We start from the raw sequence: 23404 nt of genomic DNA on the forward strand, positions 1-23404 counted from the left end.
AAATTTATTATTTATAATCTTACCTTATATTTATATTTTTATAATTACGTTTTGTTTTTATCATATTTAGCAAGGTATTTTTAAAGCTACTACTATATATTGAAATTATATTTAACATTCCAAGATGGAACAATTCCTTAATTAATATGCTTTTATTCCAATTTGGAATAATTTCTAACTATCCTTATATAAATACATTATTATCATGATATAATATAGATATATTAAAGAAATTATGGTGGTTAACTTATGAATATAGAAAGTCTAAAATACTTCTTAGCTGTAGAAAAATATAACAGTTTTTCCTTAGCTGCTGAAGAATTATGTATATCTCAATCTTCATTATCTAAACATATAAAAAAATTAGAAACAGAACTTAACTGTGTACTTTTTGAAAGATGTACTAGACATATTAATTTAACTGATGCTGGAATTTCTCTAAAAAAGTATGCTTTAAATATAGTTGCTAACTATAATGAATTATTAATTGATATAAATAAGTTTACTTCTTCTTGTCCTAAATTATCTATTGGATATATTCCTGTAATAAACCAATACAATATCGCTAATCTTATTGGCGATTTTAAAACCAAAATTACAGACTTACAATTAACTTTTCATGAAGGTGAGCATGCTGAAATACTTAATCTATTATTATCTCAAAAAATAGATTTTGCATTTTTAAGAAGTGATATATTAGATTATTCAAATTTAGATATTACTCCTTTAGCTGAGGATGAACTTGTACTAATTGTTCCTAAATCACATCCTCTTTCAAAAAGGAAATATGTTTCTATTTCCGAATTATCAAATGAAAGTTTTATTTCTTTAGGAAAAAAATCTGGAGTTTACGATTTCTTTGTTAATGAATGTAATAAAGCTTCATTTGAACCTAATGTAATTTGTTTTAATAGCAGAATAGAAAACATAATAGGACTTGTTTCAGCAGGAATGGGAATTTCTCCTTTAATGAGAAAAGCTGTAGAGTGCTTTGATAAAAAGAATATTTCTATTGTTCTTTTAAAAGAAAAAATTTATAGCACCTTATGCTTGGTACATCTAAAAGATAAGAATTTCTCAAAAGTAGAAAAAGATTTTAAGAACTTTTTAATTAATAATATATAGCTCAAAGCACATCATTAAATAATTTTAATGATGTGCTTTTGCATGGTTTTAGGTATGACTATTTATAATATGATATTAAACGAAGGTTTTCATTCTAATTTATTAAATAACTTATTAAAAGATTTTTGGCTTGGTTTTATAGTTGCACTTTTATTAGATGTATTTATCGTTGGAAAACTTGCTAAACCATTAGCTTTTAAAATAGTAAAACCTAATAAAGAAACTAAACAAATTAAAATCATAATTGCAATTTCATCTTGTATGGTAGTTGGAATGGTTTTATTTATGTCTATGTTTGGTGCTATAGTTTCATCCGGCTTTACTATTGCTGCTTTAAAATTATATCCATTATGCATATTAAGAAATTTTATAATGGCTTTACCTTTAAATTTACTTATTGTATCTCCAATAGTAAGATTTTTATTTAATAAAATTTTTCCAGTTAAATTAGCTTATAAATAATATTATTTAAATAAAGAGTGTCCCAAAGAATTATATTTTATCTCCAAGACACTCTTTATTTATAATAATAAATATTTTATATTATAGTTCTTCACCATTAGAACTAATAACTTTTTTATACCAATAGAAGCTCTTCTTTCTTGATCTATCTAAAGTTCCAGTACCATCATTGTGTTTATCAACATAAATGAATCCATATCTCTTTTTCATTTCACCAGTACCAGCACTTACTAAATCGATGCATCCCCATGGAGTATATCCCCATAATTCAATACCATCACCAATAGCTTCTTTCATTTGTTCAATATGAGCTTTTAAATAGTTAATTCTATAATCATCATTAATTGAACCATCTTCTTCAACTGTATCAACAGCACCTAATCCATTTTCAACAACCATCATTGGAATTTGATATCTATTATAAATATCATTTAAAGCAGTTCTTAGACCTACTGGGTCAATTTGCCATCCCCAATCACTTGCTTCTAAGTAAGGATTTTTTAACCCCATTGATAAATTTCCACCTGTAGTTTCAATATCAGGATTAGTACTTACACAGTTTGTCATATAGTAACTAAATGTGTAGAAGTCAACTGTTCCTTTTTTAAGAGTTTCTAAGTCTCCTTCCTCCATCTTAATTTCCACATTATTTTCTCTAAAGAAACGTTTAGCAAACCCTGAGTATGCCCCTCTTACTTGAACGTCTCCACAAAGATAATTATTAAACTCTTCTTGTTGCTGAGCTAATAAAACATCTTCTGGATTACAAGTGTACGGATATAATTTTCCAAAAGCAATCATACATCCAATTTTAAAGTCTGGATTAATTGAATGTCCTAATTGTACCGCTTTAGCACTTGCAACAAATTGATGATGTAATGCTTGGAAACATTCTTGATAGTGATGCTCACCAGCTGCTCCAAATGTTAATTCTCTAATTTCATCAAACATTACTCCAGCACCTAAAAATGCTGCTGCAGGACCATGTGTTAAAATATTTATTTCATTAAATGTTAACCAGTACTTAACTACATCTTTATATCTATTAAATATAGTTTCACAATATCTTAAATAACAATCTATAGTTTCTCTTCCTAACCATCCATTATATTTCTTTGTTAAACCAAATGGTGTCTCATAATGAGATATTGTTACTAATGGCTCTATGTTATATTTCTTTAATTCAGCAAATACCTTATCATAAAATTTTAATCCTTCCTCATTTGGTTCTAATTCATCCCCATTTGGAAATATTCTTGTCCAATTTATAGATAATCTAAAAGTCTTGAAACCCATTTCTGCAAATAATGCTATATCCTCTTTATATCTATGATAAAAATCAATGGCTTCATGGCTTGGATAATATGTTCCCACCTCAAGTTCAGGAGTTATTCTTCTAGCAGTAGTATGTGTTCCCCCTGTCATTACATCAGATGTACTTAATCCCTTTCCATCTTCTCTATATCCACCTTCAAATTGATTAGCAGCTGTAGCTCCTCCCCATAAGAAATTTTCTGGAAATTTAATATTGCTCATAAATAATTCCTCCCATTTTCCACTTATTATTTTTATTTAATGTTTAACTCTATCTTTATATTATTCATTTTATGAACATTTGTCAATCATAAAATTCATTTTTATTCATTTTTAGAACTTTATTGTTCTATAAATATCATTTAATGAAATATAATCCTCAACTATATAAACATTATTTATTTTTTTGTAAATAAAAAAAAGCCGAATAAATCAGCTTTTAACTACTTTTCTAATATATTATTTTTGCTTTTTCATCTTCAAATTCTACTTTTGAATTAGTTATTATTGTTGCTTGTGAGAAATCTCCATAAGTATAAAATTTTCTTACATTGAATTTTGATGTATCCGCAAGAATGTAACATAAATCAGAAGATTTTATTACAGCCTTCTTCACTTCTCCATCTTCTAACATCATTGTGGTAAATCCACTTCTTGAGTCAATTCCCATAGTTCCTAAAAATGCCTTATCAAAATTCATTGAAGATATCTTTTTTACAATATCTTCTCCTATAATTAAATTCTTTTCAGGTTTTGCATATCCTCCAAGAATATAAGTGTTTATACCCATTGCCATAAGCTTTTGTATATGTAATATACCATTAGTTACAACAGTAATATTCTTAGCTTTAATGTTATCTATCATATAATAGCATGTTGATCCTGAATCAATAAATATTACATCATTATCCTTAATTAACTCTGCTGCCTTTTGCGCAATTTTAATCTTTTCTTCTTTTTTTTCATTAAAAATCTCTCTAAAATCAGTAGGTAAAGACTCTTCTTCATTATCAACTATTTCAGCACCACCACGAACTCTTTTTAGCAAATTCTTTTCTTCCATTGCTATTAGCGTTCTCCTTACTGTTGATCTAGATAATTGAAACTTTTCCATAAGTTCATCTACTGATGCATACTTTTTTTCTTTTAGGTATTCAGAAATATCTATCCATCTATCTATAAGAAGTACCATAATTAATTCACCTTGCTTTTAATTTATTCAAACTGTTCATTATATGAACAAAATGGTAACACTATTTAATTTTAATGTCAATAAAAAGCTTTAATAGAAATAATATTAATCTTCCACCTCTATCAAATTACTATAATACTTAGTTTTTCCTGATAGCACATCATCATAAAACTGTTGTTTCCAATTTATATACTCAACACATTCTTGTAATTCATTAATTCTATCTAACAGTTCATCCTTTTGCTTATCAAGAATTATTTTACGCTCAGGAATACTAGATTCACCTTCTAGACATAACTTAATATAAATTTTCATATCCTGAATACTCATACCACACTTTTTAAGACACGTTAAATTTCTTATCCACTCTATATCATTTTCATCAAAGACTCTATAATTATTTTTATCTCTTTTTACATTTGGAACCAACCCTTCGTTGCAGTAGTATTTTAGTGTCTCATAAGTCATACCAACCTCTTGACATGCTTGTTTCATAGTATACATAAAAATCCTCCAAAAAAAATTTTAATTCCCCCTTGCCCGGTTGTTACTACCGAGGTATACAATTATATTGTAAATTTAATTTAGATATAAATCAAGGAGGGTTTATTATGGAATTTGTAACTTTAAATAATGGTGTAAAGATGCCACTTTTAGGATATGGGGTTTATCAAGTAACAAAAGAGGAATGTGAAGCTTGCGTGCTTGATGCAATAAAAGTAGGATATCGTTTAATTGATACTGCTCAAAGCTATTTCAACGAAGAAGCTGTTGGAAATGCAATAGAAAAATGTGGAGTTCCACGTGAGGAATTATTTATTACAACTAAAGTATGGATTAGCAACTACGGATATGATAAAACTAGAGAGTCTGTACTTAATTCTATGAAAAAATTAAAAGTAGATTATCTTGATTTAGTTTTACTACATCAGCCATTTGCTGATTATTATGGAGCTTATCACGCTCTAGAGGATTTATATAAAGAAGGGAAATTACGTGCAATTGGTGTAAGTAATTTTTATCCTGATAGATTATCTGATATATGTGCTTTTAATGAAATTACACCTCAAATAAATCAAGTTGAAACAAATCCATTTAATCAACAAATTGAAGCACAAGAAAATATGATTAAAAATAACGTTCAAATTGAAGCATGGGCTCCATTTGGCGAAGGAAGAAACGATATGTTCAATAATCCAGTTTTAAAGAAAATAGCTGATAAATATCAAAAAAGTGTTGCTCAGGTAATTCTAAGATGGTTAACTCAAAGAGGTGTTGTTGCGTTAGCCAAATCTGTTAATCCAAATAGAATGCAAGAGAATTTCACAATATTTGACTTTAAGCTATCTGATGATGATATGAATACAATAAAAGAGTTAGATACTAAAAATAGTTTATTCTTTAACCACCAAGATCCAAATACAGTTGATATGTTCGTACAGTTTGTAAATCAAAGAGCTATGTTAGATTAAAATAAATCATAGTAATATTTATCATTTTTAATGTTAATTAGCAGCCATTCATAATATGAATGACTGCTATTATTTTAATAACATTCTTCTAAAATTGTTAAAATTTCTTCAGCATTAAGTTTTTTATATCCACCACCAAGTACAGTGGATTTTGCAATAAGTGGCAACATCTCTTTAGTTGCTCCAAGTTCTCTAAGTGAAGTTACCATTCCACATTCTTTAATAAACGCTTCTAAACAATTAAGCCCTTCTTTTGCAATATCATCCTTGTTCTTTCCTTCTTCTGATACATTCCATACATTCTTCGCAAATCTTACAAACTTATCTAATCCATAAGAGTAAATATAACGATAATATGGAATAGAAATTGCCGCTAATCCCATACCATGAGCACAATCTGTATATGCACCTAATTGGTGTTCGATCATGTGAACTTCCCAATCTTGAGTCTTTGAAAGTCCTGCCATGGTATTAAGTGCAAGTGTTGCACTCCACATAATATTACTTCTCGCCTCATAATCTTCTGGATTCTTAATTGCAACTCTTGCATTATCAATTACAGAGCGAAGAAGTCCTTCAATTACATAATCAGTTGTATTATTATCATCTCCTGAAAAATACTGCTCCATAAGATGAGATATAATATCAAAAATTCCACTAATCATTTGATATTGTGGAACTGAGAATGTATACTCTGGATTTAAAATAGAGAACTTTGGATACACCTCTGATGAATAAACTCTCCCATTTTTAATCTTTAATTCTTCATTTGTTATAACAGAACCACCATTCATTTCTGACCCTGTACCAACCATTGTTAAAACTGACCCTACAGGTATAATTTTATTTGTAATTGGTTCAAAATTCATCCAATATCTTTTAAAAGCATCTCCTTCACAATAAGCAGAAACTGAAATTGCCTTAGCACAGTCTATTACTGAACCTCCACCAACTGCTAAAATAAAGTCTACCTTATTGTTACGTACTAGCTCCCCACCTTCTAATACTTTCTTATAAGTAGGGTTTGACATAACTCCAGAAAGCTCTACAACTTTTTTTCCACTCTCATTTAATATTTTAATTATTTCATCATATAATCCAATTTTCTTTATAGAACTCTTTCCATACATTAAAAGCACCGTTTCTCCAAAATTTTTCAACTCTTCTTTTAATTTACTTAAAGAATTCTTCCCAAAATGTATTCTTGTTGGGTTATAATAAGTAAAATCAAATAACATAAATTTTCCTCCTAAACCTTCTAATAATATTTATTTTTCATTTTTATTATTTTTTTAAATAAATTAATTTTAATCTTCTCTAATAATTTTAATTAATTTTGCTGGAACTCCACCTACAACAGTATTAGAATCAACATCCTTAGTAACTACTGCTCCTGCGACAATAATAGCATTATTACCAATGGTTACTCCTGGAACTACTGTTACATTCGCTCCAATCCACACATTCTCTCCTATAATAACCGGTGATGGTTTCATACCAATACGTACTTCTGGCTCAAAATTATGATTAAGAGTTGTAAGAACAACATTGTGTCCTAATAATTTTAATATTTAGAGAAATAGGTAGTAAACTTTACAACCTATTTCTATCTAAATTATTTTAAACTCATATTTTTTTCTTTATGAACTTCTTCAGTTCCAGCCTGAATGGCCTTTTCATAATAAGAAATTTTATGTTCAATTACACTCATTATTTTATTAAGTTCTTCCATTTGTTCTTTAACAACATCTTTCCTTTTAAGAAATATATCTAATCTATCCTCTAATGTATTATCACCTTCTAGACACATATCCATATATCTCTTAATATCCTTTATTGGCATTCCTGAAGCTTTCATACAAGATATTATCTCTAATGTTCTTAAATCTGACTCCTTAAAAATACGAGTACCATTTTCCTTTTTTTCAATAAATGGCAATAACCCTTCTTTATCATAATAACGTAATGTTGGTACTGAAACACCCATTTTATCTGCAACTTGTTTAATTGTATATGTCATTATAGATACACCTTCCCCTAATGTAACATTTATAATTACTATTATTTTAGCGCAGTTTTAATATCATTAACAATTAAATCCTCTGTTAAATGATAACGTTCATATAATTCCTCTAATGATACTCTATCAGTAAATTCCTTTGTAGCACCAAAGTTTAATACCTTCATATTTTTATCTCCATAGAATCTTGAAATCTTTTCTCCGAATCCTCCATCAAGAACTCCATCTTCTAATGTAACTACTAGTTTATGATTATCTAATAAATCTGTTAATAAATCCTTATCAACTCCTGTAATAAATCTAGGGTTTATTAATGTGGCCTTTATTCCTGTTTCACTCTGTAATTTTTCTTGAACTCTTTTTCCTAAATCATAGAATGAACCAAGACCAATAATTGCAACTTCACTTCCATCTATAGTTTTTTCATAAACATTTAAATTATGGAAGTCAGCTTTAACCTTAACTCCTGTTGAAATAACATTCCCGTTTGGTACACGTATAGCTACCGGATGATTCTTTTGTTCTATTCCCCATTCTATCATAGCAAGACACTCTTCTTTACTAGTTGGAGCAAGATATACTATATTAGGTATATTAGAAATTAACGGTATATCAAATATTCCTAAGTGAGTAACATCGCCTCCAGTTATTCCAGCCCAAGAAACCATAATAAGTGCAGGATTATTATTTATTGCAAGATCTTGTGATAATTGGTCATATGTTCTTTGAACAAATGAACTCAAAATTGATAATACTGGTTTTCCACCTTGTGAAGCTATTCCTGATGCAAATGCTACTGCATGTTCTTCTGCTATTCCAACATCTACATATTGCTCTTTAAGACTTTCTTCTTGTCTAAAATAATTTAATCCTGCTGGAGCTGGAGTAGCTGCTGTTATTGCCACAATCTTTTTATCCTTTTTAGCCTTTTCAACTAAAAACTTTCCTGCAATATCAGTATAGCTTTCTGGGAATTCAATTATATCTGACTCTTTATTTTCTAAATCAAATGGCATTACCCAATGAAAAGCTTCTTTGTTTTTCTCTGCCTCTTCATATCCTTTACCCTTAATAGTATGAATATGAACTACAACTGGATGTTCTGTATCTTTTACTTTATTAAATGTTTCTATCAAGGCTTCAACATTATTTCCTTCACCTACATAGTAATATTCAAATCCTAAAGCTTTAAAAAAGTTATTTTCTGAAGCTCCATTAGTTTCTCTAAGTTCAGCTAAATTTTTATATAGTCCCCCATGATTTTCTGCAATAGACATATCATTATCATTTACTACTATTATTATATTTTTTCCTGATTCTGCTGCATTATTTAGACCTTCATAAGCTTCTCCACCACTTAGAGATCCATCTCCAATTACAGCTATAATATTTTCCTTTTCTCCCTTCACATCTCTAGCTTTAGCTAATCCGCATGCTAAGCTAATTGAAGTAGAAGTATGGCCTACAGTAAAGAAATCATGCTCACTTTCATGTTGAGATGTATATCCAGTTATCTCTCCAAATTTTTCTGGATTAATGAAATTTTCTTTTCTTCCAGTTAAAATTTTATGTGGATATGATTGATGTGAAACATCATAGACTATTTTATCTATTGGTGAATTAAAAACATAATGTAATGCAATAGTTGCTTCCACCATTCCTAAGTTAGGTCCAAAATGTCCACCTGTCTTACTAACTTTTTTTATTAATACATCTCTTACTTCTTCTGCTAATATATTTAATTCTTCTTGATTAAGATTTTTTAAATCCTTTGGTTCATTTATTTTATTTAAGATACTCCCTTTCATACTTTACCTCCTGATACATTATCATCTAAATTAATTATTTCTAAAATTAAAGAAATTAATTCTTCCATATTATTGAATTATATCAACAAATTTATCTTACAGGGTAAAGTTAACTTTAGGTCAATACTTTTTTTATATTTCTTAAAGTATTATTAAAAAGCTTATAAATGGAACTAGCCTCCATTCAAAACTTCCATTCAAAGTTTTAGCTATTGTACACGCCGGATTTAAATGTGCGCCACTTATATCTCCTACTGTATAAATAGCTAGTATAACCGCAAATCCCCACGCTAAATTTATTGCTACTGATCCAATTTTATATGTTCTTGATTCTTTTAATTAGTTTCCTTGTATAACTCCACATCCTATAAATATTAAAATTGCTACTCCTATAAATTCTGCTAAAAATACATTCATAATTATTTCCCCTCTTCAGAAATCATTGCATAAAGCGAGGAACCACTTTGAAATATATCAAAGTGATTCCTCTTATCTTTCCTATATTAATAATTACATTACCCTTTATACCATATTTAACTATTTAAGTTTTGATCCATTTGAGGCAATAACATCTTTATACCAGTAATATGAATCCTTACACAATCTCTTCATACTTCCATTACCTTCATTATCACGATCTACATAAATCATTCCATATCTCTTTTTCATTTCTCCAGTTGTAAATGATACCAAGTCTATTATTCCCCATGGAGTATATCCCATTAACTCTACACCATCATAATTAACTGCCTTTTCCATTTCCTCAATATGTTTAGCTAAATATTCTATACGGTATGAATCATGTATTTGTCCATTTTCCTCTACCTTATCATGAGCTCCAAATCCATTTTCAACAATGAATAAAGGTAACTCATATCTATTATAAAGATTATTTAAAGTATATCTTAATCCAATCGGATCTATTGGCCATCCCCAATCACTTGCCTTTATATATGGATTTTCAACAGAATTTTCTAGTGATCCATTTACTGAAACTTCTCCGTCATTACAAACACCTGATTTTACTGCATTTGACATATAATAACTAAATCCAATATAATCTACAGTTCCTTTTTTAAGAATTTCTGCATCCCCTTCTTCCATACCAATATCATATCCTTTTCTTTCAAATTCCTTTAAAGCATATCTTGGATAATGTCCACGCACATGTACATCTGGGAAGAAGAATCTTTCACGCATAGCTTCTTCTGCTGCCATTATATCTTCTGGATTACAAGAATATGGATATATAGGAACATGAGATATCATACATCCAATTTTAAATTCTGGATTAATTTCTCTTCCTTTTATAACTGCCTTTGCACTTGCTAATAACTCATTATGAGCTACTTTATATAAAACTTCTCTTGGATCTTCTCCTTCAGTTAATGTTACACCAGAGTTTGTCCACAAAAATAATGGATTATTTGTATCCATTTGATTATTTATTTCATTAAAAGTCATCCAATACTTAACTTTATCTTTATATCTTTTAAAGCAAACTTCAGCAAATCTTTCAAAGAAGTCTACAAGCTTTCTATTTCTGAACCCACCATATTCTCTTGCTAAATGTAATGGTAATTCAAAATGAGATAAAGTAATAACTGGCTCTATTCCATACTTTAATAACTCATCAAATACATCATCATAAAATTTTAATCCTTCTTCATTCGGTTCTAATTCATCACCTTTTGGGAAAATTCTTGTCCATGCTATTGATGTTCTTAAACACTTAATACCCATTCCAGCAAGTAATGCTATATCCTCTTTATATCTTCCATAAAAATCTATTGCTTCATGATTTGGATAAAAAGTATCCTCCATTATTGTGTCAGTTATTCTTCTTGGTACTCCATGAGCTCCTGCTGTCATTACATCAACAACGCTTGGTCCTTTTCCTCCAGCATTCCATCCCCCTTCAAATTGATGAGCTGCAAAGGCTCCTCCCCATAAAAAGTCATTTGGTAACTTATTCATAATTATTCTCCTTTATCTAGTATATTTTTGCTTGATTTTTTACTGTGTTTGTATACTTAATTTTTCTAGATTAATTATTGATTTTCCATTTTTAACTTCTTCATTTATACATAATGCCTTATCCTCATATTCATCAGAATTTGTTATTACAACTGGTGTAACTAACGGATACCCTTCTTTTTCTATGGCACTTCTATCAAATTCTAATAATAAATCTCCTGCTTTTACCTTAGAATTTACTGATGTCTTAACATTAAATCCTCTACCTTGCATCTTTACAGTGTCCATACCAACATGTATTAATACTTCTACACCATCTTCTGAAAGTAAGCCAATTGCATGTTTAGTATCCGCAATAAATTCTATTGTACCATTAAATGGAGCGTATACTTTATTATCAGTTGGCTCAATTGCTACACCTTTTCCCATTACTCCTGAAGAGAATACCGGGTCATTAACTTTTTCTAATTCTATTACTTTTCCAGATATAGGACTTTTTATTTCCTTAACTCCTATATTTAAAACTGTTTGTCCATCTTCAACTTTTTCCTTTTTATCTTCTTTATTTTTATCAGTTTCTTTTTCACCAATACCAACTATTTGAACAAGTACAATTGCTCCAAAGAATGATATAGCTGCTCCTAGTAACATTCCTACAATAGATTTTGAATTATCTGGTGTAATAGCATTTACAACAGTTAAAAGTCCTGGAAGACCTGCATATGCATAATAAGCTATATTAAAGAATGATCCAACTACTGCTCCAATTGCTCCTGCAATACATCCACATATAAACGGTTTCTTAAATCTTAAGTTTACACCATATATTGCTGGTTCAGTTATACCAAATATTCCTGTAACACCAGCTGATAAAGCTATATTTTTAGTTTGTTTATTTCTAGCCTTTATAAATACTCCAAAAACTGCACCTGCTTGAGCTACAACTGCCATTGTTTGAAATGCTTGGAATGTATCCATGCCATATAAATCATAGTTAGCTAAGCACATTGGTGTAACTCCCCAGTGCACTCCAAATATTACTACAATTTGCCATAATCCACCGATAACAGCTGCTGCAACTGCTGGTGCTACATTATATAAAGCATTATATCCGTTTGCTATTCCTGTAGCTAATGAATCTGATAATGGTCCTATAACTAATATAGTAAGTGGAACCATAACAACCATACATATAAATGGAGTAAATAATGCTTTAATTACTTCTGGTAATTTTTTATCTACAAATCTTTCAACATAAGATAATATCCAAACTAAAAATAATGGTGGTAAAACTGACGATGTATAAGTTGTTTCAGCTAAGCTAATTCCTAAAAATCTAATACTTTCTCCGCCTGCTATTCTTGATGCTATTTCTGCCCAAGTTGGACTTACTAAAGCTGCACAACACGCTACTGCAATAAACATATTACATTTAAAATGTTTAGATGCTGTAATCGCTATGAATATTGGTAAGAATGTAAACGGTGCCCAAGACATGAAACTTAATACTTCATAAGTACCTGTACTTGAAAATGATGGATTAACCATATTAATTACTATTAGACATCCTTGCAATATACCGGCAGCTGCTAATATGTATATAAATGGTGCAAATACTGCTGACATTGTTGCAATTACTCTGCTTAAAATACTTACCTTTGGTTCATCCTCTTCTATAGCATTGCTATCTAAGTTAAGTTCACTAGCAACTTTATCAAAAACCTTTCCTACATGAGTTCCTATAACAACCTGGAATTGTCCAGAATTTTCAACAACTGTTATTACTCCAGTAAGCGCTGAAACGTTTTCTTTTGCCTCATTACTTGTTTCTTTTAAAACTAATCTAAGTCTTGTTGCACATCTTGATGCCTTTATAATATTTTTCTTTCCACCAACAGCTTTTATTATATCTACTGCTAGTTTTTCATAATCGCGTACTGAATTTGCCATATATTTTCCTCCTAATCAATACCTTTTATCATCTTACAATTAAATTGTATGTTTAAATTATAATTATACCAGTATAATTTGTCAATATTTTTTTGAAAACATTTTCTAAAATTTATTTCATATCTCCTTTATGCTATACTTAACTTATAAATATGTTAATGTAATAAAGGGAGTAAAAATGCTAAAATATCAAATAATTGCAAATGAAATAGAAAATAATATTTATAGTAATGACCTTCCACAAGGAACTAAATTACCTACAGTAGAAACCCTTGCTTCTGAATATAGAGTAAGTAAAAGTACTATTGTTAAGGCTATAGAATCTTTAGTATCTAAAGGACTTGTATATCAACTTCAAGGAAGTGGAATCTTTGTTAGAAGAAGAAATCGTAGTGGTTACATAGATTTAAATGTGACTCAAGGGTTTACTACTTCTTTAAAAGAATTTAATATAACATCAAAAGTTTTAGAGTTTGATCTTATACGTGCTGATGAAGAAATTGCAGAGTTAATAGAATGTGATGTTAATGATGAGGCTTATCTTGTTAAAAGAATAAGATATATAAATGATGAAATAATGTGTTATGAAGAAGCTTATTATAAGAAAAGTATAGTGCCATACCTTACTGAGGAAATCGCAAAAGGCTCTATTTTTGAATATCTAAAAACAGCCTTAAATTTAAACCCTGGTTTTTCTGATAGGTACTTACATTTAGAAAAATTAAATGATAACCTTGCTGCTATATTAAAGTTAGAACCCGGAGATCCTGCAATGGTTGTATTAGAACAAATATATTTGCCATCTGGTGTATCTTTTAATGTTTCAAAATTAGTTTATAACTATAAAAATACTCAATTCTTTCTTCAATCTTCATATGTGAAATAATATATAAAAAGCATGTATGATTAATTAAACTGTGCTCTTTATCAAGAACAGTTTAAAAAAGAGTAGATTAATTTAAAAGATGATTTCTATATTTAATAGAGGTCATCTTTTTCAAATTCCATTGTCCTGTAAAGTTATTATGCTAATATTTTAATTATATAAAAAATAACTTATGGAATAGCTTTTTCTGTTCCATAAGTTACATTTTATCATATTAATTTAATAATCCCTTTAATCATTTTTTATCTCCAAATACCTTCTCATAATCACTTATAAATTTTTCAATTCCTATATCTGTTAAAGTATGTTTCATCATTTGAACTATAACATTATAAGGAATTGTCGCAATATGTGAACCTGCTAGTGCTGCATCTAGTACATTTATTGGATTTCTTATACTTGCTGATATAATTTCAGTTTCAATTTCATGAATTTCGAATATTTCTGCTATTTGTCTAATTACATCTATTCCTGGATTTCCGATATCATCTAATCTACCTAAAAATGGACTTACATAAGTAGCTCCTGCCCTAGCAGCTAATAAAGCTTGTACCGGTGAGAATATTAATGTAACATTTGTCTTAATCCCTTTTGCTGATAATCCTTTAGTTGCCTTTAATCCCTCTTCACACATTGGAATCTTTATAACTATATTTTTATGCATTTCAGCAAGCTTAATTCCTTCTTCAATCATTTCTTCAGCTTTTAAGCTCATTACCTCTGCACTAATTGGCCCATCAACAATTGAACATATTTCATTTATAACATCTTTTAAATCTCTACCTTCTCTAGCTATTAATGATGGATTTGTTGTAACTCCACAAATCACTCCTAAATCATTAGCCTTTCTTATTTCTTCTATATTTGCTGTATCTATAAAGATTTTCATATCTCTATACCCCTTTATATTTTATTTTTTAATTATACTAAATACTAATATTGTTTTTATATTATTAAATATATCTAAAATTTACTCTCTACTATACTATTATATTCAAAATAAATACTATAAATTCGCTAAAGTATCAAGCGCAACTTCCATCATACCTTTAAAAGTTGTTTGTCTTTCTTCTGCTGTTGTAACTTCACCTGTTACAAAATGATCACTAACTGTAAGTAATGTTAAAGCATTAACATCATATTTAGCTGCAATTGTATATAAACCAGCAGTCTCCATATCCACAGCTAAGCATCCAAAATTAGCCCATTTTTTCCAATCTTCATTATCGTCATTATAAAATGTATCTGATGAGAATACTTGACCAACCTTAGGATCATATCCCTTCTCTATAGCCACATCATATGCAGATTTTAAAAGTTTAAAGCTTGCTGTTGGAGCATATACTCTGCCTTCGAATCTCTTTAAGTTTATATTTGAATCGGTTGATGTAGACATAGGAATTACTAAGTCTCTAACCTTTACTTCTTCTTTGTATGATCCACATGTACCAACTCTTATTAAATTCTTAACACCATAATCTTTTATTAACTCTGTAGCGTATATTGACATAGATGGGATTCCCATTCCAGTACCTTGAACCGAAATTCTTTTTCCCTTATAAGTTCCTGTAAATCCAAGCATTCCTCTAACATTATTATAGCAAACAGGATTTTCTAAAAATGTTTCAGCTATAAATTTTGCTCTAAGTGGATCCCCTGGTAATAATATATTTTCAGCTATTTCTCCTTGTTTTGCACTAATGTGTATACTCATAAAATCTACCTTCTTTCTTTACTCTTTTATAATATTTTTTTTATATTTTCAATAATTGCTTTTGATGTTAAATTATATTTTTCCATAAGCTCATTAGGAGTCCCTGATTCACCAAAGGTATCTTGAATTCCTACCATTTTAACTTGAGTTGGACATTCATCACATACTACTTGAGAAACCACTGCACCAAGTCCACCAATTATAGAATGTTCTTCTGCCGTTACTATTCCTTTAGTTTCCTTTGCAGCTTTAATTATTATTTCTCTATCTATAGGCTTAATTGTTGACATATTAATAACTCTTACATTAATCCCTTCTGCCTCTAAAACCTTCGATGCTTCTATAGCTTTTTGAACCATCATACCTGTTGCAATTACTGTTACGTCATCTCCTGATCTAACTTCTGTTCCTTTTCCTATTTCAAACTTATAATTATCATCAAATATATCTTCAGTATTACATCTTCCAAATCTTAAATAAACTGGTCCATACATTTCAGCTGCTGCTTTTGTTGCTTGCATTGCTTCTCTATGATCAGCTGGAACTATCACTATCATATTAGGAAGTGAATTCATTAAAGCTATATCTTCAATAGATTGATGTGATCCACCATCTTCGCCTACTGTTATACCTGCATGAGTTGCTGCTATTTTAACATTAACTTTAGGATAGCATATTGAATTTCTTATTATTTCAAAGGCTCTACCACTTGCAAATACTGCAAATGTACTAGCAAATGGTACTAATCCTACATTCGCAAGCCCTGCTGCCATTCCCATTAAATTTTGTTCAGCTATGCCTGCATTAAAAAATCTATCACTATATAATTTTTTAAAATCAGCTGTTTTTGTTGACTTAGAAAGATCCGCATCTAATACAACTATATTTTTATTTTCTTTTCCTAATTCAACCAATGCCATTCCATACGACTCTCTTGTTGCCTTACCCATATTAAACCTCCCATTTCTACTTACTTAATTCCACTAATGCGACTTCTTTTTGTGCTAAATTAGGAGCTTGTCCGTGCCATCCTGCTTCATTTTCCATAAAGCTTACGCCCTTACCTTTAATAGTTTTAGCAATTATAATTGTTGGCTTTCCTTCTATTATTTTTCCAAAGGCTTTATCTATATCTTCATAATCATGACCATCACAAACTACTACATTCCATCCAAAACTTTCAAACTTTTTATCTATAGGACTAATAGTCATTACTTCTTCATTTTTACCATCAATCTGAAGGCCATTATAATCTAATATAGCAACTAAATTATCTAATTTGTAATGTCCTGCTGCCATTGCAGATTCCCATACTAAACCCTCTTGAATCTCTCCGTCACCTAAAACTGCATAAACTTTAGATTTACTTTTTTTATGCTTAAGGCCTAATGACATTCCTACAGCATTTGATATTCCTTGTCCTAATGATCCAGTTGAAACATCTACTCCTGGTATGTTCTTTGCATCTGGATGACCTTGAAGCATAGCTCCTATTTTTCTTAAATTCATTAACTGTTCTTTAGGGAAAAAACCTTTTTCAGCAAGAACAGCATATAATGCTGGTGCTGCATGTCCTTTACTCATTACAAATCTATCTCTATTTTCATCCTTTGGATTTTCTACATTAATATTCATCTTTTCAAAATATAAATAAGTCATTATATCTGTACAAGATAAGGACCCACCTGGATGTCCAGATTTTGCTTCATAAATCATTTCTATAATGTTTTTTCTAATATTTTTTGCTATAACACTTAAATTATTATTATTCATATTTTCACCAACTACTTTTTAAATTTATATAATATCTCTTACTAACTATTAAATTAATTTATCTAAAATTGATTCTCCAATAGTATTTTCTGGCATATTAACTTTAAAGTTATCAGCTATAGTAGCCCCTAATGTTCCAAAGCTTTCAGCTGTTTGTAATAATCCGTTAACTTTCATTGAAGGTGAATATGCTAAAAATGGCACATACTCTCTTGTATGATCTGTTCCTTCATATGTTGGATCATTTCCATGATCTGCAGTTAATATTAATAAATCATCTTCTCTTAATTTTTCTAATACTTTTCCTAGATTAACATCAAACTTTTCTAATTCCCTTGCATATCCTTGTGGATTTCTTCTATGTCCCCATAATGCATCGAAATCAACTAAGTTTACAAAACATAATCCTTCAAAATCCTTATCCATAATTTCTAAAGTTTGCTCCATTCCATGAACAGAACTTTTAGATTTATAATACTCTGTGATACCCTCACCATCAAAAATATCATTAATTTTACCTACTGAAATTACATCAAATCCGTTGTCCTTTAACTCATTAAGTACAGTCCTTCCATAGGGCTTTAAAGCATAATCATGTCTATTACTTGTACGTTTGAATTCTCCTACTTTATCTCCTAAATAGGGTCTTGCAATTACTCTTCCAACCTTCCATTCATCTTTAAGTGTTATTTCTCTTGCAATTTCACAACATCTATATAATTCATCTAATCCAAAAGTTTCTTCATGCCCACAAATCTGTAATACAGAATCAGCCGATGTATAAACAATCATATCTCCAGTTTTTATCTGATGTTCACCAAGTTCATCTAATATCTCTGTACCACTAGCACTCTTATTTCCAACAATCTTATGTCCTGTCTTTTCAGACAACTCCTTTAATAAGCTTTCCGGAAATCCTGTATCTGTAAATGTCTTAAATGGTTTTGTAATATGAAGCCCCATCATTTCCCAATGTCCTGTCATAGTATCTTTCCCAACACTAGCTTCCTTCATTTTCATTTGATATCCTAAAGGCTTTGAAACCTTATCTACATGTTCTATTTTATGTAGGTTAGAAATACCCATCTTCTTCATATTAGGAATATCAAACTTCTCTACAGACTTTGCTATATTTCCTAAAGTATCAACTCCAACATCCCCATACATTTTAGAATCTTCCATCTCACCAATTCCTAGTGAATCAATTACTATTGTAAAAATTCTTTTATACTTTTTCATATAAATCCTCCTTATATATCTATTTTATTAAATATATTTTTAAGTCTGTAAAAACATATCTATTCTTTATATAAGAGTTATAACTCCAACTATCATTGCACTTAAAATACTTACTGTGAATCCTCCAATCATAGCCTTAAATGCTAATTTAGCAAGTGTATTTTTCTTTTCTGGGCATAATGCTGAAATTCCTGAGATACAAACTCCAATACTTGAAATATTCGCAAATCCACAAAGTGAAATAGTTATTATTAATCCTGTTCTATAACTTAATTCATTTAACATTTTACCTAAAGCTTCAAAAGCTACAAATTCGTTTAATACTATCTTAGTACCTAACATTTGTCCCGCTATAAGAACTTCTTTTCCTTCTAATCCCATTAACCATCCAATTGGCGCAAATAAATAAGATAATAAATCTTGAAGAGTTGTTCCAAATAAACCTAAAAATCCATTTACCATAGCCACTAATGCAATTATTGCAATTAATGAAGCTCCTATTGCTAGTGCAGTATTTAATCCGCTCATAGCTCCCTCTGAAATAGCTCCAATTAAGTTTTCATTTTTACCTTTACGATCCATACTTATATCATTAATCTGTCTCGTTTCCTCTATTTCAGGATATAATATTTTTGAAATTGCAATACTCCCCATAGGAACTAAGGCACTTGCAATAAGTAAATACTCCATAGGAATTCCCAATGCTGTATATCCACCTATTATTGTAGCTGACATACTTCCCATTCCAGATACTAAAACAACTAAAATTTCGCTGTCAGTCATTTTGTTTAGATACTTACTAACTAATATAGGACTTTCAGTTTGTCCTAAAAACATATTAGCTACAGCAACAAAGCTTTCAACCTGTGTAGTACCTAAAAGCTTACCTACTGCTTTTCCTATTATTTTTACTATAAAGCTCAATATTCCTAAATAATATAAAGCTGAAACTAAAGCTGAAACGAATATTATATTTCCTAATGTTTGAATTGCAAATATAAATCCTGTAGATGATCCACTATCTGCAAGGCTTCCAAATAAAAATACTAAACCATCTTTTCCATAATCTAAAATTCTAGTTACAACACTTGAAACCTTTTCAACAGCAAGCCTACCAAGAGGAAATTTAACTAATACAAAAGCAATAATAAATTGTATTGACACAGATTTTAATATAGTTTTGTAAGGAATATTTTTCTTATTTGTTGACATTAAGTACATTATGCTTAATATAACTACTATTCCTAATAAACTTATAAGTATTTTCATTTTCCCAACTCCCCAATATTAACCATAATTTATTAATTAAGATAATTTATTTTTCTTTTAGCTTATCTTCATTTATTAAATTTCTTATAGCTTCTACCGCTACTCTTATAGCACCTTCTGTATCATGAACTTGTATGTTTTCTAAACCTAATTTTTCTCTTTCTTGATTAGCTATTGTTAAAAATATTGCTCCTACTCTAACCCTTAAATAGCTTCCAACTATAAATAATGCTGCTGATTCCATCTCTGAAGCTAAGCAACCACATTTAACCCACGCATCCCATTTATTGATTAAATCATATCCTATTGGCATCTTTTCTGGTGAATGTTGTCCATAAAAAGAATCCTTTGATTGAACAACTCCAGTATGATAAGTTTTATTTAAATTTTTAGAAGCCTTTACTAGTGAGTTTACTACTTCTAAGTTCGCTACTGCTGGAAATTCAATTGGTGCATACTCCTTAGTTGTACCTTCCATTCTTATAGACCCTGTAGCTATTACCATATCTCCACCTTTTACATTAACATCCATTCCACCACAAGTTCCTACTCTAATAAATGTATCTGCACCGCATTTAACTAACTCTTCTAATGCTATAGAAGCAGATGGCCCACCTATTCCTGTAGAAGTTACACTAACTTTAACTCCATCTAAATATCCTGTATACGTAACATATTCTCTACTGTCAGCTACTAATTTTGAATTTTCAAGATATTTTGCTATTTTTGCACATCTCTTAGGATCACCTGGCATAATTACATATTTCCCAACTTCACTAGCAGCAACATTTATGTGATATTGCTTTTCTGAACCTTGTGAATAAATCATTTTAATTCCTCCCAAATAAACCATTTTTCATACAAGTTCAAACTTGTATGTTAAGTTGTATGTTTTGTATGGGTTAATAATACCACTATACGCTATATTTGTCAATCGTTTACATGGAAATTTTTATATTATTATTATTGGTTATTAACTATAAATGCTTTATAATTTATTTAAACAAATACTTTACATTATATTCTATTATTTAATAAAGAGGTAAAAAAATGTCTGATATAAATATTGTAGATAAGAAAAAAGGCTTGCTTTATGTAGCTGTTTATAACAAGCTTTTTAAAATGATAACTGAAGGAACTTTTCCTGAAAATAGTAAATTACCAACCGAACCTGAACTCGCAAAAAATTTAGGGGTAAGCAGAAGTACATTACGTCAAGCATTAGCCTTATTGCAAGATGATGGTTTAATAAAAAATATCCATGGAAAAGGTAATTATATTCAAAAGAAAGCTCCACCTAAAAAGATAGGTTTGGAAAAAATAGGTAATACAGTTCACAAATGCTTAGAAAAAACAATTACTAATGTAGAAATGGAATTTAAAATAGATCCTCCTTCTGATTATTATACAAAGATCTTTGAGAAGAAAACTCTTGCAACTGTTTGTGTTGATAGATGGTATACCTCTGATGAGGGAACTTTTGCTTATACTTTTACAATACTTCCTATAGAAAGCATAGATGAATTAAATATTGATTTAAATGATAAAGATTCACTACTTAATTTACTTGAAACTGAAATCTATGAACAATGTACTAATACTTCTGTAGAATTTAAATTTTCTACTTTTAATAATTTTGCAGCTAAAAGATATCCATTAGCATCAGAAAAAGGATTTTATTTAATAGAAGAAAAAGTTTATAAAAATAGTGAATTTCCTATAATGGTTAATAAACATTATCTTCCTTTACAATACACTACAATAAAATTTCATCCTACAAAATAATATGGACAATTATAAATTTTAAATTAACCAAAACAAAAAAAACTTAAGTAATTATGTATCAAACCCATAATCACTTAAGTTTTTTAATTATTATTTTTTCCTCAACTCGCCAATTAATACATGTTGTAATATTACCTTGAATCTCTATAATATAAAATTTAATACTATTACTATATAATTCATAATAATATTAAAATATATTTTAAAACTATTATCTATTTTATTATATCTCTTTAATAGCTTCACTAATAATATTAGCTAAATCTTCAGCCTGAGGTACAAACCCTAATTTATCAATAAATGCATGAGTCATTCCTTTATACCTATAACACGTTACATCAACCCCTGCATCTTTGAGCTGCTTTGCGTAAAACTCTGTTTGAATACGAAGTCCATCAAACTCTGCTCCAACTAAAATAGTCTTTGGTAAATTAGAGTGCGATTTTGCTAGCATAGGACTAACATACGGATCATCAACTAAATCAAAACTAGGTAAATAACTTGATAATATTGGATCACTAAAATCTTTACTAGGCCTTCCTAATCCAGTCAACGGTCTTATCTTTTCTTCTAACTCTTGTGCAATCTTAATCATATCTTCTGACCAGTTATATCCAGGAACTGAAGCATCTCCAATAGCTACTGCTGGATAAATTAATACTTGTAATGCTATCATTGGAATTTCTTCATCCCTAGCTCTTAACGAAACTACTGCAGTATAATTTCCACCGGCACTATCACCACCAACAGCAATTTTATTCTTATCAATTCCATACTTATCAGCATTATCATATATATGTTTTATTGCATAATAATTATCATTTAACCCATTTGGATATGGTTTTTCAGGTGCTAATGAATAATCAATGTTAAATACTACACAGTTAGCTTTTTCTGCAATTAACTTACAGAAATTTTCTACTACATATGTAGTTCCACCTATCCATCCTCCTCCATGAATAAATACTAAGGCTGGTCTATTTTTAATTTTTTCAATATGTCTTGGATAATAACGCCATAATCCAACTTCATTTCCACTATCAGTTATTGTCTCAAACTTTGTATAAATTTCAACTGTATTTAAGTTATAGTTCGCAAATCCCATACTGTCCCTAATCATTGAAATAATCATATCTGACGAAGGTGCTTGTCCTTCTAATGCATTATCAGAATTACCTTTTTCTTCTGTTATTTCTTTATCATTACTAGTTTTACTTGCCCAATGACCTTCCATTATTAATTTTTCACAAGGATCTAAATATCCTTCTCTTTTCTCCCCTGGACTTGGTTTTAATATAATTTTCACACCATTATTTTCAATTTCTATTGTCTCATTTTTTAATATTTTCAAGTATTCTTTTGAATATTTTCTCATAAATAATCACGCTCCATTTATAACTTTATTTATCATTAACATT

General features: G+C 29.5%; 23 protein-coding genes. 5 read left to right on the top strand and 18 right to left on the bottom strand.

All coding sequences use genetic code 11. From position 1 onward, the window contains the following. Window positions 1-249 precede the first annotated feature (249 nt). The gene (locus tag EJJ37_RS00200; RefSeq protein WP_133013579.1) at window positions 250-1125 is read left to right on the top strand and encodes a LysR family transcriptional regulator; all 876 of its coding nucleotides are present in this window, start codon (window positions 250-252) and stop codon (window positions 1123-1125) included. 30 nt (window positions 1126-1155) lie between these two features. Then, entirely contained in the window at window positions 1156-1587 is a 432-nt protein-coding gene (locus tag EJJ37_RS00205; protein ID WP_275547901.1) for a DUF2798 domain-containing protein, read from the top strand. 81 nt (window positions 1588-1668) lie between these two features. Here the strand turns inward: EJJ37_RS00205 and EJJ37_RS00210 are convergent, their stop codons facing one another. The 3 genes from EJJ37_RS00210 to EJJ37_RS00220 form a co-directional block, all read right to left on the bottom strand. Continuing rightward, complete coding sequence (locus EJJ37_RS00210; RefSeq protein ID WP_133013581.1) at window positions 1669-3123, bottom strand: glycoside hydrolase family 1 protein; 1455 nt, start codon at window positions 3121-3123, stop codon at window positions 1669-1671. Between the two features lie 229 nt (window positions 3124-3352). Continuing rightward, on the bottom strand, window positions 3353-4093 hold the full coding sequence (locus EJJ37_RS00215; RefSeq protein WP_133013582.1) for a DeoR/GlpR family DNA-binding transcription regulator: 741 nt from the start codon (window positions 4091-4093) through the stop codon (window positions 3353-3355). Between the two features lie 105 nt (window positions 4094-4198). Next, window positions 4199-4597 carry a MerR family transcriptional regulator gene (locus EJJ37_RS00220; RefSeq protein WP_133013583.1) on the bottom strand — a complete coding sequence of 133 codons (399 nt, stop codon included), beginning with the start codon at window positions 4595-4597 and terminating at the stop codon, window positions 4199-4201. A 107-nt stretch (window positions 4598-4704) separates the two neighbouring features. Here EJJ37_RS00220 and EJJ37_RS00225 point away from each other — a divergent pair, with 107 nt between their 5' ends. Next, window positions 4705-5565 carry an aldo/keto reductase gene (locus tag EJJ37_RS00225; protein WP_133013584.1) on the top strand — a complete coding sequence of 287 codons (861 nt, stop codon included), beginning with the start codon at window positions 4705-4707 and terminating at the stop codon, window positions 5563-5565. Between the two features lie 74 nt (window positions 5566-5639). On the opposite strand, the gene EJJ37_RS00230 is transcribed toward EJJ37_RS00225, so the two are convergent. The 7 genes from EJJ37_RS00230 to EJJ37_RS00260 form a co-directional block, all read right to left on the bottom strand. Continuing rightward, window positions 5640-6803, bottom strand: a complete 1164-nt coding sequence (locus EJJ37_RS00230) for an iron-containing alcohol dehydrogenase (protein WP_133013585.1) — start codon at window positions 6801-6803, stop codon at window positions 5640-5642. 69 nt (window positions 6804-6872) lie between these two features. After that, complete coding sequence (locus EJJ37_RS00235) at window positions 6873-7061, bottom strand: DapH/DapD/GlmU-related protein (protein ID WP_133013586.1); 189 nt, start codon at window positions 7059-7061, stop codon at window positions 6873-6875. A 119-nt stretch (window positions 7062-7180) separates the two neighbouring features. Continuing rightward, on the bottom strand, window positions 7181-7585 hold the full coding sequence (locus EJJ37_RS00240) for a MerR family transcriptional regulator (RefSeq protein ID WP_193553901.1): 405 nt from the start codon (window positions 7583-7585) through the stop codon (window positions 7181-7183). A gap of 41 nt (window positions 7586-7626) precedes the next feature. Next, the gene (locus EJJ37_RS00245) at window positions 7627-9393 is read right to left on the bottom strand and encodes a 1-deoxy-D-xylulose-5-phosphate synthase (protein ID WP_133013588.1); all 1767 of its coding nucleotides are present in this window, start codon (window positions 9391-9393) and stop codon (window positions 7627-7629) included. A gap of 141 nt (window positions 9394-9534) precedes the next feature. Beyond that, the gene (locus tag EJJ37_RS00250; protein ID WP_133013694.1) at window positions 9535-9708 is read right to left on the bottom strand and encodes an aquaporin; all 174 of its coding nucleotides are present in this window, start codon (window positions 9706-9708) and stop codon (window positions 9535-9537) included. A 222-nt stretch (window positions 9709-9930) separates the two neighbouring features. After that, window positions 9931-11370 (bottom strand): 6-phospho-beta-glucosidase, encoded by a 1440-nt coding sequence (locus tag EJJ37_RS00255; RefSeq protein ID WP_133013589.1) that lies wholly within the window; start codon window positions 11368-11370, stop codon window positions 9931-9933. Window positions 11371-11409: 39 nt separating this feature from the next. Beyond that, window positions 11410-13320, bottom strand: a complete 1911-nt coding sequence (locus tag EJJ37_RS00260) for a beta-glucoside-specific PTS transporter subunit IIABC (RefSeq protein ID WP_133013590.1) — start codon at window positions 13318-13320, stop codon at window positions 11410-11412. Between the two features lie 178 nt (window positions 13321-13498). Between EJJ37_RS00260 and EJJ37_RS00265 the strand changes: the two genes are divergently transcribed. Further along, window positions 13499-14206 carry a GntR family transcriptional regulator gene (locus tag EJJ37_RS00265; protein WP_133013591.1) on the top strand — a complete coding sequence of 236 codons (708 nt, stop codon included), beginning with the start codon at window positions 13499-13501 and terminating at the stop codon, window positions 14204-14206. 235 nt (window positions 14207-14441) lie between these two features. Here EJJ37_RS00265 and fsa read toward each other — a convergent pair whose 3' ends face one another. The 7 genes from fsa to udp all read right to left on the bottom strand — a co-directional run bounded on the left by fsa (window position 14442) and on the right by udp (window position 21030). Continuing rightward, the gene (gene fsa, locus EJJ37_RS00270) at window positions 14442-15095 is read right to left on the bottom strand and encodes a fructose-6-phosphate aldolase (protein WP_133013592.1); all 654 of its coding nucleotides are present in this window, start codon (window positions 15093-15095) and stop codon (window positions 14442-14444) included. 117 nt (window positions 15096-15212) lie between these two features. Beyond that, window positions 15213-15920: a purine-nucleoside phosphorylase gene (gene deoD / locus EJJ37_RS00275; protein ID WP_133013593.1), complete on the bottom strand. Its 708-nt coding sequence runs from the start codon at window positions 15918-15920 to the stop codon at window positions 15213-15215. A 26-nt stretch (window positions 15921-15946) separates the two neighbouring features. After that, window positions 15947-16870, bottom strand: a complete 924-nt coding sequence (locus tag EJJ37_RS00280) for a transketolase family protein (protein WP_133013594.1) — start codon at window positions 16868-16870, stop codon at window positions 15947-15949. Window positions 16871-16886: 16 nt separating this feature from the next. Continuing rightward, entirely contained in the window at window positions 16887-17693 is an 807-nt protein-coding gene (locus tag EJJ37_RS00285) for a transketolase (protein WP_133013595.1), read from the bottom strand. Window positions 17694-17741: 48 nt separating this feature from the next. After that, complete coding sequence (locus tag EJJ37_RS00290; protein WP_133013596.1) at window positions 17742-18932, bottom strand: phosphopentomutase; 1191 nt, start codon at window positions 18930-18932, stop codon at window positions 17742-17744. Window positions 18933-18998: 66 nt separating this feature from the next. After that, window positions 18999-20201 (bottom strand): NupC/NupG family nucleoside CNT transporter, encoded by a 1203-nt coding sequence (locus EJJ37_RS00295; RefSeq protein ID WP_133013597.1) that lies wholly within the window; start codon window positions 20199-20201, stop codon window positions 18999-19001. Window positions 20202-20247: 46 nt separating this feature from the next. Continuing rightward, window positions 20248-21030, bottom strand: coding sequence for a uridine phosphorylase (gene udp, locus EJJ37_RS00300; RefSeq protein ID WP_133013598.1), 783 nt, complete (start codon window positions 21028-21030; stop codon window positions 20248-20250). Between the two features lie 221 nt (window positions 21031-21251). Here udp and EJJ37_RS00305 point away from each other — a divergent pair, with 221 nt between their 5' ends. Next, on the top strand, window positions 21252-21986 hold the full coding sequence (locus tag EJJ37_RS00305; protein WP_133013599.1) for a GntR family transcriptional regulator: 735 nt from the start codon (window positions 21252-21254) through the stop codon (window positions 21984-21986). A gap of 223 nt (window positions 21987-22209) precedes the next feature. Here the strand turns inward: EJJ37_RS00305 and EJJ37_RS00310 are convergent, their stop codons facing one another. Further along, window positions 22210-23361, bottom strand: a complete 1152-nt coding sequence (locus tag EJJ37_RS00310) for an alpha/beta hydrolase (protein ID WP_133013600.1) — start codon at window positions 23359-23361, stop codon at window positions 22210-22212. Window positions 23362-23404 lie beyond the last annotated feature (43 nt).

The sequence above is a fragment of the Clostridium cuniculi genome, assembly GCF_004353185.1.
GTDB lineage: Bacteria > Bacillota > Clostridia > Clostridiales > Clostridiaceae > Clostridium > Clostridium cuniculi.